The organism is Fibrobacter intestinalis (assembly GCF_900167415.1).
GTDB lineage: Bacteria > Fibrobacterota > Fibrobacteria > Fibrobacterales > Fibrobacteraceae > Hallerella > Hallerella intestinalis.
The window spans coordinates 1-13460 of the sequence record NZ_FUWU01000068.1 but is presented as its reverse complement, the minus strand read 5'-3'; the positions used below and the strand labels follow the sequence as shown (position 1 = coordinate 13460).

Annotated in this window: 12 protein-coding genes and 1 pseudogene; 9 read left to right on the top strand and 4 right to left on the bottom strand. The window is 42.0% G+C overall.

Annotation, left to right across the window (positions count from 1 at the left end):
- Positions 1 to 166: 166 nt before the first annotated feature.
- Together B5D40_RS13420 and B5D40_RS13415 are read right to left on the bottom strand one after the other, a co-directional pair.
- Positions 167 to 862, bottom strand: a complete 696-nt coding sequence (locus B5D40_RS13420) for a hypothetical protein (RefSeq protein ID WP_078777320.1) — start codon at positions 860 to 862, stop codon at positions 167 to 169.
- Entirely contained in the window at positions 859 to 1965 is a 1107-nt protein-coding gene (locus B5D40_RS13415; RefSeq protein ID WP_078777319.1) for an AAA family ATPase, read from the bottom strand. The genes B5D40_RS13420 and B5D40_RS13415 overlap by 4 nt, the downstream gene beginning before the upstream one ends.
- Before the next feature lie 447 nt (positions 1966 to 2412).
- Between B5D40_RS13415 and B5D40_RS13410 the strand changes: the two are divergent.
- From B5D40_RS13410 to B5D40_RS13375, 9 genes and pseudogenes are all read left to right on the top strand, one after another.
- Positions 2413 to 3762 (top strand): annotated as a pseudogene (locus B5D40_RS13410) (ATP-binding protein); the annotation flags it as partial.
- Between the two features lie 354 nt (positions 3763 to 4116).
- Positions 4117 to 5130 carry a helix-turn-helix transcriptional regulator gene (locus tag B5D40_RS13405; protein ID WP_078777318.1) on the top strand — a complete coding sequence of 338 codons (1014 nt, stop codon included), beginning with the start codon at positions 4117 to 4119 and terminating at the stop codon, positions 5128 to 5130.
- Positions 5131 to 5193: 63 nt separating this feature from the next.
- On the top strand, positions 5194 to 5334 hold the full coding sequence (locus tag B5D40_RS15745) for a hypothetical protein (RefSeq protein WP_158222137.1): 141 nt from the start codon (positions 5194 to 5196) through the stop codon (positions 5332 to 5334).
- Between the two features lie 58 nt (positions 5335 to 5392).
- Entirely contained in the window at positions 5393 to 6103 is a 711-nt protein-coding gene (locus B5D40_RS13400) for a hypothetical protein (RefSeq protein ID WP_143394432.1), read from the top strand.
- A gap of 1 nt (position 6104) precedes the next feature.
- The gene (locus tag B5D40_RS13395; protein ID WP_078777316.1) at positions 6105 to 6821 is read left to right on the top strand and encodes a hypothetical protein; all 717 of its coding nucleotides are present in this window, start codon (positions 6105 to 6107) and stop codon (positions 6819 to 6821) included.
- Positions 6822 to 6836: 15 nt separating this feature from the next.
- Positions 6837 to 7487, top strand: a complete 651-nt coding sequence (locus B5D40_RS13390; protein WP_078777315.1) for a hypothetical protein — start codon at positions 6837 to 6839, stop codon at positions 7485 to 7487.
- 19 nt (positions 7488 to 7506) lie between these two features.
- Positions 7507 to 8193 (top strand): hypothetical protein, encoded by a 687-nt coding sequence (locus tag B5D40_RS13385; protein WP_143394431.1) that lies wholly within the window; start codon positions 7507 to 7509, stop codon positions 8191 to 8193.
- A gap of 23 nt (positions 8194 to 8216) precedes the next feature.
- Positions 8217 to 8699, top strand: coding sequence for an SF0329 family protein (locus B5D40_RS13380; RefSeq protein WP_078777313.1), 483 nt, complete (start codon positions 8217 to 8219; stop codon positions 8697 to 8699).
- A gap of 343 nt (positions 8700 to 9042) precedes the next feature.
- Positions 9043 to 10365 carry an ATP-binding protein gene (locus B5D40_RS13375; RefSeq protein ID WP_078777312.1) on the top strand — a complete coding sequence of 441 codons (1323 nt, stop codon included), beginning with the start codon at positions 9043 to 9045 and terminating at the stop codon, positions 10363 to 10365.
- A gap of 23 nt (positions 10366 to 10388) precedes the next feature.
- Here the strand turns inward: B5D40_RS13375 and B5D40_RS13370 are convergent, their stop codons facing one another.
- The gene (locus B5D40_RS13370) at positions 10389 to 10865 is read right to left on the bottom strand and encodes a hypothetical protein (RefSeq protein WP_078777311.1); all 477 of its coding nucleotides are present in this window, start codon (positions 10863 to 10865) and stop codon (positions 10389 to 10391) included.
- A gap of 143 nt (positions 10866 to 11008) precedes the next feature.
- Positions 11009 to 13405: an N-6 DNA methylase gene (locus B5D40_RS13365; RefSeq protein WP_143394430.1), complete on the bottom strand. Its 2397-nt coding sequence runs from the start codon at positions 13403 to 13405 to the stop codon at positions 11009 to 11011.
- Between the last annotated feature and the right edge of the window lie 55 nt (positions 13406 to 13460).

Genomic DNA, 13460 nt, shown 5'->3' with positions numbered 1-13460 from the left:
TTTCACAGGGTAGAAATCAGTTTTTCCCAATAGTTATGCGGGCTGGGCGGGATTTAAGGGACGACTATTTAATATCCTGCTTTTGATAATTGCCCGGTATTCCAAGAAAATCTATAGAAGCGGGGTTGTCGAATTTGATCAAAATAAAGATTGATGGAATTATTTGTCAAACAAGTTTGTTTTTAACAAATTCGTACCATGATCCAAATGTTGAAATATGGCCCGTTTCGTTATACCTTTTTATAAGTTCTTCAAGATATTCTTTTGAACAAACCGCACTTGTGTCATTTTTATTGTAAACAATATGTCTTTCCTCAAGCATTCTTTTTAGGTATCGCAAATGAAATTGTGCTCGGGTGAAATTTTCTTCATCAATTGATCCCATGTTTTCAGGATTATCAATCTTTACGTTATAATAACGTAAGTACTCAAGAAATTTATCCCCTTGAGGATTGTTTTTAAAAACCTTTCTATTGCCTAAAAACCACGTTTCCATACATACTTTTTGGTCGAAAATAAGTAATTGGGTGTGGTTGTTCAATTTTATCCCAGATTCATCTATTTTTTCTTGAATTCTATCTTCGATATATTCTCTTGTTTCTTCTTCTGTATCCAAGCATACAATGAGAAAATCATATTTTCCCTTAGAAGATGAGCTGTTGATGGTGTTGATATCGGCAATCGCGTTTGCTGTGTGATTGAAAATACTAGGAATTCCGTTGGCAGAAAATAGATAATAATTATTTTCATCAACAAGAGATGCGTTTTCTATTCGCTGCATCTGTGGTGCAAGTATAGATAACCATGCTGGATAAACAGACAACTCTGTTTCATTGCCTTCTACAACTATGTATACGTTCATTGCCGACCAGTTTTGAATTCTTTTGTTTGAATTAACTGTAGGAAAGCTTCATGCTTTGAGTGCTCTCCGATATTCAAATCTGAAGCTTTAAGTATACGAACGTTACTTTCGTTGCGAGTGACGATTTTCCATTTTTTAAATGGGATGCAGTTTATAATGTATGGATGGTGGCTCGTCATTATTATTTGAATGTCGCTCTCGGAATCTAGAATTTGTGAGGCTAATTTATCTATGCAATTAACGCCCAAACCATTTTCAAATTCATCTATTAATACTACATCCCCATCTTGAGCCAATGTTAAGATTGTAATCTGAGAGAGTGCGCGGAACATGCCTGAAGAAATTTCGTGTTGAAGAATCCACGCGTCTACACCTTTTTCCTTAATTTTAAGAATAGGAACGAATGTTCCATCAAAAAAACGTTCATTAGAAAAATCAACATCTTCGACAAGGGGGAAAATTTCCTTAAATAGGTTTACAATGGTGCTAAAAGCATTTAAACCATTCTTTCGAAGAACAAACAGTTTTTCTATAGGAGAGAGGAGTTTGCTATCATGAACTGTTGCAATATCCTTGATTTGATCACGATTCTCGCTAACATGAGACGATATTCGGATTGCGCGATTTTCATTGTTAAGTCGATATATTTGAGCAAACCCTTTATAAATAGGTGCAATTAGTTCTTCTTCCTTCAAAAGTTCAATAGCACTTTTTGAAACATCAAGCTTAACAGTCTCTTTTCCGTTAAAGAATATCTTGGAATTATTTCTTTCAAAAATAGGTTTCCCATTGACAAAAAGTTTTTCATGAACAATACTATAACTTTTTTCTCCTTTGTCAAAATAGCTCACGTCATCTTCAACAACTGATTCAAATCGACCATTCCACTCGTATTTTGATTTGTCAATTTGGAAGGACACATTCCATTCCACACCATTGTATGAAGTTCCTTTCGCTATTCTTGCAATATCCAACAGAGCACGAAGAATTTGAGTTTTTCCAACTCCAGATGCACCGACAAGCAATGTCAGTTGATCGATTGACATATCTCTGACATTCCATCCTGTGTTGTGGTTAATGTAGGTTAATTTATTTATTCTCATAAATTTATCATATCCTTAATAGGTGTGGCTGTTAGTTTATGATTGCTACAAGAATTTAAATCGCTTGGAATTCCCATCTTTTTATGAAAGTTGTTCCTAAAATAGCAAAAAGGAGCTACTCAAATTAGGAGAAAATCAAAAGATTACAGAAAAAAACATTTTTTTGCATTCGCGTTAGGGATAGTGACCCCTTGGAGCGAAGACTTGCGGACAGTTCCTGTCCGATGTTCTTGGAAGCAAGGCTTCGTTGCAAGAGCTACGCGGGTGTGCCGAAGGTGCGACCGGGTTGCCTTGTAATATAGCCTGACCGCACATATATGTGCGGGAACGCCCAAATGATTAGGCGACGTGCTCCAGATTTACCACAAGGAAAAGCCTGCAAGCCGAGTGTAGCAAAAATATGCTCGCATATTTTTATGACCGAGGCGAAGCGGCAGACGCCGAAGGCGTCAAAAGCCGGCTGGCGTCATCGTGCAGTTCGGTGGCCAGCCTCCGCTGAACATCGCCCGCGCCCTCTCCGACGAAGGCGTCAAGATTCTCGGCACCAGCATCGATTCTATCGATATCGCCGAAGACCGCGACCTGTTCCGCAAGATGATGGATAACCTCGGCATCCCGATGCCGGAAAGCGGCATGGCCACGAACATCGACGAAGCCCTCGCTTGCGTTAAGCAGATCGGCGGCTACCCGGTGATGATCCGTCCGAGCTTCGTTCTCGGCGGCCGCGGCATGGAAGTCATCTACGACGAAAACATGCTCCGCGAATACGTTGCCAAGGCTGTTGGCGTGACCCCGGATCGCCCGCTCCTCATCGACCGCTTCCTCCATAATGCGCTCGAATGCGAAGCTGACGCTTTAAGCGACGGTGAACACGTTTACATTCCCGCTGTTATGGAACACGTGGAACTCGCCGGCGTTCATTCCGGAGACTCCGCCTGCATTATTCCGCCGGTGACCATCACTAAGGAAAACCTCGCGACCATCAAGGATTACATTCGCAAGATTGCAGAATCCCTCCACGTTTGCGGCCTCATGAACATGCAGTACGCCATCGAAGACGGCAAGGTGTTCGTCCTCGAAGCCAACCCGCGTGCCTCCCGCACCGTGCTTCTGGTCTCCAAGGTCTGTAACACGCAGATGGCCCGCCTCGCAACGCGCCTCATGCTCGGTGAAAAGCTGGAAGACTTGAATTTGAAAGAGAAAAAGTTCAATCACCACGGTGCCAAGGAAGCCGTATTCCCCTTTGACAAGTTCCCGAAAGTGGACCCGGTGCTCGGACCCGAAATGCGCTCCACCGGCGAAGTCCTCGGACTTTCCGACGACTACGCCCTCGCTTATTACAAGAGCCAGGAAGCGGCGGGTTCCTTCCTCCCGAACGAAGGTGCCGTGTTGATTAGCTTGTCCGACAAGGTGAACCTCTCCGAACAGGCCGTCGCCGTGGGTCAGGAATTCCAGAAGCTCGGCTTCAAGATTTACGCTACCGAAGGCACCGCCAAGTTCTACGAGAAGGCCGGCGTCAAGTGCGAAGTCGTGAACAAGATCGCCGAAGGCCGCCCGAACGTCCTCGACATCATCCTGAACAAGCAGGTGAACCTCGTCATCAACACGCCGTGGGCAAAGCGCGACGCCATCAAGGACGAAAGCGCTATCCGCAAGGCCGCCATCAAGTACAAGGTGCCTTACATCACGACGCTTGCCGGTGCCTACAACACCGTGAAGGGCATCGCCGCTGCAAGGAACGGACATGGTGCTGTGAAGAGCCTCCAGGAATACCACGCTTCTATTGAAGAAGTGTAATTAGGAATGTCATCCCCGCGCAGACGGGGATCTCCTAGCGTGTCATCCTGAACGGAGGGCGTAGCCCGAAGTCGAAGGATCCAAAAACATTCAAGGACTGCAGCGATGCAGTCCTTTTTGTATATGGAGGGGGAAGTTTCCCCCTGGTTCGCACTTCGTTGCTCTTCACCCTCTCTAGCGGGTGCTCATGTGCCGCACCCGCAACGCCCGGGCTTATTTGTCGTTTGAATGATGAAAAGAGTATGTTTCGTATTACTCCTTTTTTGCGTCTCTATTTGTCGTTTAATAAATCTATTTTCCCCCACAAAAAACTGTTTTGTTTATATTTGAAAATGGACTTTTCTAGGAGATTCTATGGCGGACATGACTCGCGGCGAAAGGACTGTGCAGCTCTTTGCAAAGGTGATTTCGAACCCGGATAAGAGATTTACCATAAACGATTTGATGACCGCGTTTGAAATTCCCGAAGGGGAACTCCGCAATGTACAACGCGATATGCGGTTTCTTTCGGAGATGGATGGTGGTCGCTATATTGCGGTCGAAAACGAGGGACGTACTGCTCTTTACCGTTCCGCGCTTCGCAATGCCGAAAGACTTCTGTTTCCGAATTTCGAAAACACCATGCTGCATTTCGTTTTTCTCAAACGGATTGCGAATATTTATCCTGCGACAAGCGAAATCATTACGCAACTTTTGGAACGCATCGAGAAAAGCCTGCCAGCCAATGAACAGAAATCACTCCGCCAATTAGGCGATGAATTGAATACGAAAATCCTTTTTATGGGGACTCCGCCGATATTTGAAGAGGATGCGAGCGAAAAAATTCGCCTCATTTTACAGGCGATTCACGATCACCGCAAAATCGACGTGACCTACATGACCGAAGATGCGGATAAACGATCAACTCGTATCCCGTTGATGATTATCATTTACGAAGATGAACTATATGTGGGGTGTGAGTCCGAAAAAGTCGAAGGTGCTACTTACACGCTTAAATTTCGACGCATCAAGAATGTCAAGCTTTCGAAAGAAATGTTTGTTGAAAAGCCGAAGGTTTTAGATAAATTCCGTCGTCAGGTGGCTTCAGGGGCGGCGTTCTTGAGTGGGCCGGAACCGAAACTCGAAGAAGTCGAAATTGAATTTGAAAGCCGAGCGAAGCTTTACCTTCAGGAAAATCCATTTAACCGTTCTATGAAAATCGTCAAGTCAAAAAACGGCAAGATTGTGGTGAGTATGAAAGCAGAAATCAACCAACTTTTGTTCAATTGGATTGTTTCCTTTACGGATATCGCCCGAGTCGTTAAGCCTACTTCGCTGCGAAAACGCCTTAAAGAATACGCTCAGTATCTAATGAAAATGTACGGATAATTCTTAATCCGTCTGTATTTGTCGCATAGGCGATATATATTTGTACCCAGTAAGGAGTTCCTTATGGGTACAAAGAATTACAAGAGTGTTTTTATACTGCGTGTTTATAAATTCAGTTCGTGCGAAAAGCTTGCTTATCGCATAGACAAGGAAGATCTTGAGCGGAATGGTTATGCCGAGCCGGGTTCTATGGGCGTGATTTAACGACTCCATTCCAGGAAATTTCAAAATGAATCCGCATATAATACGAATTGCAAGATCGGTGAAATGGGATATCCTTGAGAAATTCTACAAGGATGTTGAAGGCGGTGTAGAAAAACTCGCCAAGATGAAGGAGTTCTGCGAATCTGACGAGAAAGAGGATTTGTTTGATCCGCACATGGCATCTCAAATGCGTTATGCCTTGACTAACTACGAATTCCTATACGACCGCCGACGAAAAATGAATGACGAATTCGAGTGGAGTGATGAAAACAAGAAAAAATTGGTTGAATTCGACCAGTACATTCGCAAAATCGAAGAGGAAATTTATCAAACATTCTTGCAGACCAAAAACCACCTTGACAACCTCATTGCGCAGGGCCACAAGCGATATAGAGATTATCAAGTCGAAGCGGAAATCGCCCCGGGCAATTATTGGAATATTCGTGGCGTTGACGATTGGACGGCCGGTCTGCTCATGGATTATGCCGGTTGGGAGTATCTTGACTCCTTCACTTTTGGCGAGGGCCAAGAACCCGAAAATCCGTTTGAAAATGACAACGCCGTTATTGATGCATGGGACAAATGGCTTGAAATCAAGGAGTTCGCTGAACACGGAATGACTTTTTATGTGGACCATTTGCTGACCGAACCGCATTGGAGTCTTTATTCTTACAACGACATCATCAACATGGATTTGCAACAATTCTTTGCCTCTTACAAAATTCTGCATTACGGCAAAGGCTTTGAGTGGGAACCGGAAGAGGTTTAACATGAACACAAATGCGATTAAGTTAGGGTATTCGGTCAAGTGGAATGTCCTAGAAAAGTTCTACAAGACAATTGAGAATGGCTCTGAGAAACTTGAAAAGTTGAAGGTCGGTTACGAAAAATACGATGAGTTGAGCGAGGCCAGAGTCAACTACGATTTTTTGTGGGAACGCTGGATTAAAATCAACCACGAATTCGAATGGACGGATCAAAAAGTCGAAAAGATGATTCGGCTTGATAAGCGTATTCGTGAACTCGAATACGAAATGTACTTGAGGTTTTTAGAAACCAAGAAGGGGTTGGACTCGCTTATTGCGCAAGGCTCCGGCTACCTCAGGGAATATCAGGTTGAGGCAAAAATTGAATACGATCCTTGGCTTGGCAGGGAAGATGAATGCAGCGAGATTGAACCGGAGAAAACAGAAGCCGAAAAAGAAGAAGACTGGATTAGCGGTTTATTGCATTGCTACGCTGATTGGGAAAATATCAGGAATTACACTTTTGGCGACGGTGACGAACCCAAAGATCCGCACGGCAGCGACCGGTTTATTTTTGAGGCGTGGGGCACATGGCTGAATTATGACTATTTCGTCGAAAACGGCATGACGATTTTCTTGTGTTATTTAATCGAAGAAACGCAATGGAGCCTTTTTTCGTTTGAGGATGTTTTGAAATTAGACCCGAAGTGTTTTTATGTTTCTTACAAGATTTTGTATTAAGCGAAGCGAGGTGTTATGATTGACAGATACATTTATCAAGTGGTGGCGACAATTCTCCCAAACGGTGTTGGTGGTGAAACCGTCCAGCATGATTTGGGAATTTTCACGACATTGAAACGTGCAAAAAAATTTATGAAAGAATTTGTGAAGGACAGCGATTTCTTTTGCCCCGTTTATTGCTATTCTATTCAGTTTCTCCCGCTGGATAACGAGTTGGATTACCGCTCTGAACGACGGCTCAATATTTACTCGCCTGACGGAAAGTTGCAAATTGCTGAATTCAACATGATGACGTGCGGCGCAGGTTGGGACAAACTGCGGAATATGCATCTCCGTGCCTACATTGATGTTGGACCACACAAAAAGGCCTACTTTGTCGTGTTTAACCATTGGCGTCCAGGACTTGCAACCAAATGCGCTCGCATATCCTTCTTAGAGCCGAAATATGAACTTGGAGGATCGTACAACAAAGCCGTCTGGTTCTTGAACGAACAAGAAAAGAACGAACTGTACGATTACTTGAATGAACCCGAAGAGCATTACATTGAGGATGTTCACAATGCATGGCAGACCGCCATTTGGGCATTCAACAACGAAGTCCGAGGCGATGATGACAATCGCATGCTGCCTTACGACTTGCCCATGCCGGATTACAGGAAACTATAAAATCAAAAGGAATTGCATCATGAGAATATTCAAAGACCTGCCCATGACAACGGGCAAAAGTAAAACGTACGCCGGAATCGGGCACCGCGATTTGGGCGGCTTTTGCGAGCCGAATACCAAAGAGCCTGTGGAACGTGTTATGTGCTGGCTGGCCGGAGAGCTAGAGAAACTGGGCTACACGCTGAACAGCGGCGGCGCATTGGGTGCCGATTCCGCCTTCGAGGCTGGAGTCCGTTCGCCCGCGCACAAGAACGTCTTTACTCCGGCAGATGCCACCGAAGAAACCCGCGCCATCGCGCAGGAACTGCATCCCGCCCACGAAAGGCTGCAGGGCCATGCCCTTGATCTGTATGCACGCAACACGAACCAGATTTTCGGGCGCAACCTGGATACTACCGTTGATTTTGTGGTATGCTACACCAAGGACGGCTGCGAAACCGCCGCGACGCGCACCAGGGATTCCGGCGGAACGGGGCAAGCCATCGAAATGGCTGACCGCAAGGGCGCTCCCGTATTCAACATGAAGAATCCCGATTGGTTCACACGCCTGAAAGAATTTTTGAATTTGCCGTTTGACTTGCCGATAGGCAGACTCCCCGTTTTGAATCTAGCAAAGCCGAGCCCGAAGCCCAAACCGGAAACGGCAAAAAAGAACGCCCTTAACCCCCAGCAAATCAAGAACCTGCTGAAAGCTATGAAGAGATAAACTTTTTCAAAAAGGGACTAACTATGTGGAGTAAAACAAGACAGGTTTTGGAAAGCAGGCTTGCAGAAAACCTTAAGGGGCGAGTAAGTTACCACTACGACGTCTATCGGACCAAGGGCTGTAAGGAAAAACACGATTGGTGGACTGAAATGCATGTACTGTCCATTATCGTAGATGGTGAAGCGTGGTTTTGCACGAACCCGCAATTCTACCATCAATATTATCGTGACGGTTTTTACCGTTTTGATGAAAAAAGCGAGAACGAAATTATCCGCGAAACAGGATTGGTCGCAGGTGGCTTTTGGGATGCAAAGGCAATGGAATATATCCACGAATACCTAAGCGAACTTTCTATTGATCAGGCAATAACGCACGACAACTATTTTATCCGTTTGCTTGCGGTGCTTGACGCTCGTCTAGGGAAACGAAAAATCAAGGCTCTTATGGACAATATCGAAAACGAGCCCGAATGGTTCCGTAAGTGGATTTTGTTGAGAAATGCCTAAATTTCGCTAAAATCGCAAATTTTCTTTCTTGGTTTGGAAAAATGTGATGTTTTTGCTTAAAACGGATGGGATTTTGTGATAAAAATGGCTAAAATTGCAGGGAAAATGTGATTTTGGGGCGAAAATAATTTACGGAGTGTTTTACACGTTTCCGTATTTTTGTGCGTTTCTGCTAAAGCGATGGCTTGCAGAAGTTAAAGGGAGACTTGCGAAAACTGGCTAAATTCGCCGATTTTTTAGTTCAAGCCGTAAACCATGGCTTTTTTCGAGCCAAAACAACGAAAGTCCTATAAAAAATGTAATTTCTGTTGCAAAAGTCGTATGACTTTTGTATATTAAGGCTATGGAACGTGAAATTTTAAGGGATTTGGTCGCATGGAAGGACAATAAACGTCGGAAGCCTTTACTTTTGACTGGTGTTCGCCAGTGCGGAAAGACTCATGTGCTGAAGGAATTCGGCTCGAAATACTTTGAAAACGTTTGCTACATCAACTTCGAGTCAAACGACAAGTATGCCGCCATTTTCGATTACGACTTCGACGTGGACCGAATCATCGGCGAACTGGAGTTGCTTGAACAAACTAAAATTACGGCAGGGAAAACGCTCCTGTTCTTTGACGAAATTCAAGAGGCTCCGCGTGCCATTACATCGCTTAAATATTTCTGCGAAAACAAACCCGAACTTCACGTGGTTTGTGCAGGATCGCTTTTAGGCGTTGCCCTGAAAAAAGAAAATATTTCGTTCCCCGTTGGGAAGGTAAACCGAATGCAAATGTTCCCGATGAATTTCGTGGAATTTTTGATGGCATGTGGTGAAGAAAAATATATACAACTTTTTTCGGAGTGGCCCGTTGATCGCGAAATTCCGGATGTCTATACAAAACCGCTTGAACGATTGCTGAAAGAATACTTTGTTGTTGGCGGTATGCCTGAAGTCGTGAGCGAATACGCAAATTCAAAAAATTTCGAAGAAATTGGCAAAATCCAGGACGAAATACTTGAAGATTATGCTGACGACTTTTCAAAGCATGCTCCCGTGTCAGAAATTGAAAAAATCCGCATGATATGGGATTCTGTACCGAAGCAACTCGCCAAGGGAAACAACAAGTTTGTTTTTTCGCATGTGAAGGAAGGCAAAAGGGCACACGAATTGGAAGCCGCTCTTCAATGGTTGAAAAACGCGGGGCTCGTTCACTTGGTAGAGCTTGTCCAAAACGCAGAAGTTCCTCTTTCGGCAAATGCCGATGCGACTTATTTCAAGGTCTATCTTTCGGACATTGGGCTGCTTGGTCGACGTCTTTCGCTGGGTTATAAAAGTATTTTGCTAGATGATGGAACGCTCTCCACATACAAAGGCGCGATTACCGAAAATTATGTATTGAACGAACTTGTCAATCAGCAAAGGAAACCGTATTTTTGGCGTTCAGGAAACAGTGCCGAACTGGATTTCTTGTTTGAATCCGACGGAAAAATTGTCCCCGTAGAAGTCAAAGCAGCCACCAACACGCAAGCCAAAAGTTATAAGCAATTCTGCAAGAAGTTTTCTCCACAAACAGGGTACAAAGTTTCGCTCAAGAACCTTGCTGTAAATGACTGCGAAGGATGCGCAACGGTCAGCCTCCCGCTGTACCTGCTGTGGAATATGAAACCGTTTGGGATAAAATAGTAATTTCCGGAGTCTTAGCCTGATTATCCATTGGCAATAGAGTCTTTTATATTCTGTAAAGACTTGGCGATGCCATCCGCATGGGATCTGAACGCGTCAACGAGGGCCTTTCTAAGATATGCTATAGCCGTTTGCAGTTCCGAAACTTTCGCTACTTCAATGTTTTCGCTTTTTTTCAATAGCTCAGAAGCCTGGTCTAGCGTGTTAATCCCGTCATAGTAATTTGTAATGACATCAATCTCATCGGTAAAATGTTTCTTGTTCATCATCGATGCCGATGTGTCGGGTATATTGTCACTTAGTTTGGCTACTTGGCAGATTTTGCAGTAAAAGGCCGATGCCGTATAAAGCGACCGCTTGGAAGAAATGATGTGTGATTGTTCTTCTTTTTCGTGATCAAGAATGAGCTTGTCGGTCTCTTTCTGTTCTCTTGCGATAGCCTCTTGAGCCATTTTGATTAGCTGTTCAGTTTTTTCAAGAAGTTCGTTTTTCTCGCTCATAATTGCCTCCTTGGGGCTGTTGGTGAAATTGCTTTTAATATACTTAATCTATGCGACAAATGAAGACGCTTTTTTGATTTTAAAGGGAATATGCATTCTACTACTTCTACCCTAAAAATGCAGTGATAAATTTCTAGAAAAAATTATACTATGTTAACATTCATTAATTTTGTAATTTTTTCAGAAAGATTCTTTTTTATCATTTCAATTTGCTCGTATTTAGAAGCAATCTCTTTTTGCATTTCCAGGTCAAATGATCCATCCTCTTTTATGGGAATGTTAATCTTATCTTTCATCTTTTTTATCATATCTGAATTGAGTGTTGTGTACTCATTTTTTCCCAAATCTCCCTGACGTCCTTTTATATTTTTTCTGAAAATCGGTTCAATGATGTACTTTATATACTTTAAGTCTATATTCTTGCATGCTTCTGTTGGTTTCAAAATTCCACGATGACCAGTCAATGAAAATTTTTCATTATGATACATCATCAATCCTGCAAGACCATCCTTTGCCCATGTAAGATATTCCCCTTCATAATCATATGAATCAATTTTGGCAAATTCTCCCTGTGTATTTCCTGAATATACCGGATATATCCCTTTATGTTTGGCGCAATATGCTGTTGTAAGATCGCTATTACCATTTTTTGGAGTGAACAAATCTGTAATTCGAAGTTGGACAGATTGTCTTTCTGAAGACAGTTCATTTTTTAGAGCAAGCACAGCTTGTTTGCTATCATTTACATCATCAATAATTGAACTGGAAAAAGTATTGAATTCTTCCAATGTTAAATTATCATTTGTTTGAGCAATGCCCAAATCAATCTTTTCGTTTTCAGTCCAAAAACGTTCTACATTCCATTGTTCTTCATCTTTGAATAGAGATATATCCAATAATTTGCATCGCTTATCCGATTTTACAATTTCAAGAACTTTTTCATTCTTTTTCGAGAGCCTGTAAACATTATAGTTTTCTACGGCATTATGCAAGTCATTGTCTGGAATATCAAAGCGGTATGAGTCTAGCGTTTCTCCAATTGAAGAACATAAATAACAATAAACTGGAAAATCTTGAATCCCTGTTTCATTTTGCTTTCGTTTTCTTAATGTAAGAATGTAAGTCTTTTTATTTGTAGTAAAGAAAGCATTTATAGGCAAAGAAATAATACTTTCAATAAAACACGAATCCTTAATGAGTTTTTTTAGTTTATTGTTTCCAATATTCGTAAATATTCCGTCAGGAAGAATAACATTCGCAACTCCCCCTTTTTTCAGAGACTTCACAATCCACTCCGTAAATAGTCCTTCAATGCCTCCGCCATTTGCTGTATATGCGTTCACATCTTGATCATGATCCTTATAGGTGATATATTTACTAGCTTTGCTTATATCAGCATTTTGGAAGTAAGGCGGATTTGCAAGAATCAAATCGTAATCTTCAAAATCTAAATGTTCCAATGTTCCAAGAGTCTTGTGTGAAGAAGTAATAACTTTATTTAGCATTTCTTTGGAAATGATTTTGATTTTTTTATTATCATCACAATATTTTTTTAGTAAATCTGAATAATAGATGACCATATTCGACTTGGCAAGAATGGTGGTCAAATCGTCGTTGGTATCTTCCATTCGTTTTTCAAAACCAACAAGTGTTATTTTTGATTTTAGCTCATTTCCCTCAAAATAAAAAGGCTCAGAAATTTTTGATGTGGCTTCCCATAAAAACTTTCCAACTCCGCAAGCAGGATCACAGATTTTCATACCTTCATTGATATCCACCATGCGAATCATTTCTTTTACGATTTTTAGTGGAGTAAAGAATTGTCCCATTCCTTGTTTTTCAGAACTGTTCTTCATGAATGTTTCGAACAGTTTTGACTTAAAATCTTTGTGTATATAGATGAATTTTCCGTTATCTTTCTCGTATTCCTTGAAACAATCCAAAAGTCTTCCAAAACAGTCGGCAGCAGTACCTGTAATTATAGGATTCCCCATTTCGTCCAAATGAGTGTGAAAAATTCTTCCGTTGATAATAGATGTATTGTCAATTGGATTTGTGGGAAATAATTCAAGTAATCGATCACGGATTGTAGTCAAGTATTGTTTGAAGGCGTCTTCTGCACTTTCATTTTTGAAAATTTGGTAAATAGATTCAAAACTATAAGAGCCTTTCAGTATTCCAATGTCGGACAAGAATTTAAAGTTAAAAACCTCAACAAACGTATAGAGAGAGTTTTTTGATGAGGATAATGCCATGTTCTGCAGAATTCTTGCTGTTTTCTTTGCTAAATTTGTAGGATCAAGATACTGTCTCGGAATAATTTGATCATTTTCTTCGCTGAGACAATTGCTGATTTCATCAATAAAATCGGAAAGATCCGTTTGTTTTGAAACGCTTAATGATTTCGGATTTACGTGCTTGCAAACGGGTTTTCCATTCTCATCAAGAATAAAATTTCCGGTTTTTGGATTAATCCATATAAATTCATTTCCGTCTGATACTATATAGTCAGCCCTTAAAAAGTCACTTTGCGAACGCAAGATAAGGACGTTCGCATTTTTTGTTCATTCCGTTCCACAGAAGGCAAAAACAGTA

What these genes read in the sequence shown, in the direction of transcription:
- B5D40_RS13420 (WP_078777320.1), bottom strand. Translation starts at nt 862, where the DNA reads ATGAACGTATACATAGTTGTAGAAGGCAATGAAACAGAGTTGTCTGTT.
- B5D40_RS13415 (WP_078777319.1), bottom strand. Translation starts at nt 1,965, where the DNA reads ATGAGAATAAATAAATTAACCTACATTAACCACAACACAGGATGGAAT.
- B5D40_RS13405 (WP_078777318.1), top strand. Translation starts at nt 4,117, where the DNA reads ATGGCGGACATGACTCGCGGCGAAAGGACTGTGCAGCTCTTTGCAAAG.
- B5D40_RS15745 (WP_158222137.1), top strand. Translation starts at nt 5,194, where the DNA reads ATGGGTACAAAGAATTACAAGAGTGTTTTTATACTGCGTGTTTATAAA.
- B5D40_RS13395 (WP_078777316.1), top strand. Translation starts at nt 6,105, where the DNA reads ATGAACACAAATGCGATTAAGTTAGGGTATTCGGTCAAGTGGAATGTC.
- B5D40_RS13390 (WP_078777315.1), top strand. Translation starts at nt 6,837, where the DNA reads ATGATTGACAGATACATTTATCAAGTGGTGGCGACAATTCTCCCAAAC.
- B5D40_RS13385 (WP_143394431.1), top strand. Translation starts at nt 7,507, where the DNA reads ATGAGAATATTCAAAGACCTGCCCATGACAACGGGCAAAAGTAAAACG.
- B5D40_RS13380 (WP_078777313.1), top strand. Translation starts at nt 8,217, where the DNA reads ATGTGGAGTAAAACAAGACAGGTTTTGGAAAGCAGGCTTGCAGAAAAC.
- B5D40_RS13375 (WP_078777312.1), top strand. Translation starts at nt 9,043, where the DNA reads ATGGAACGTGAAATTTTAAGGGATTTGGTCGCATGGAAGGACAATAAA.
- B5D40_RS13370 (WP_078777311.1), bottom strand. Translation starts at nt 10,865, where the DNA reads ATGAGCGAGAAAAACGAACTTCTTGAAAAAACTGAACAGCTAATCAAA.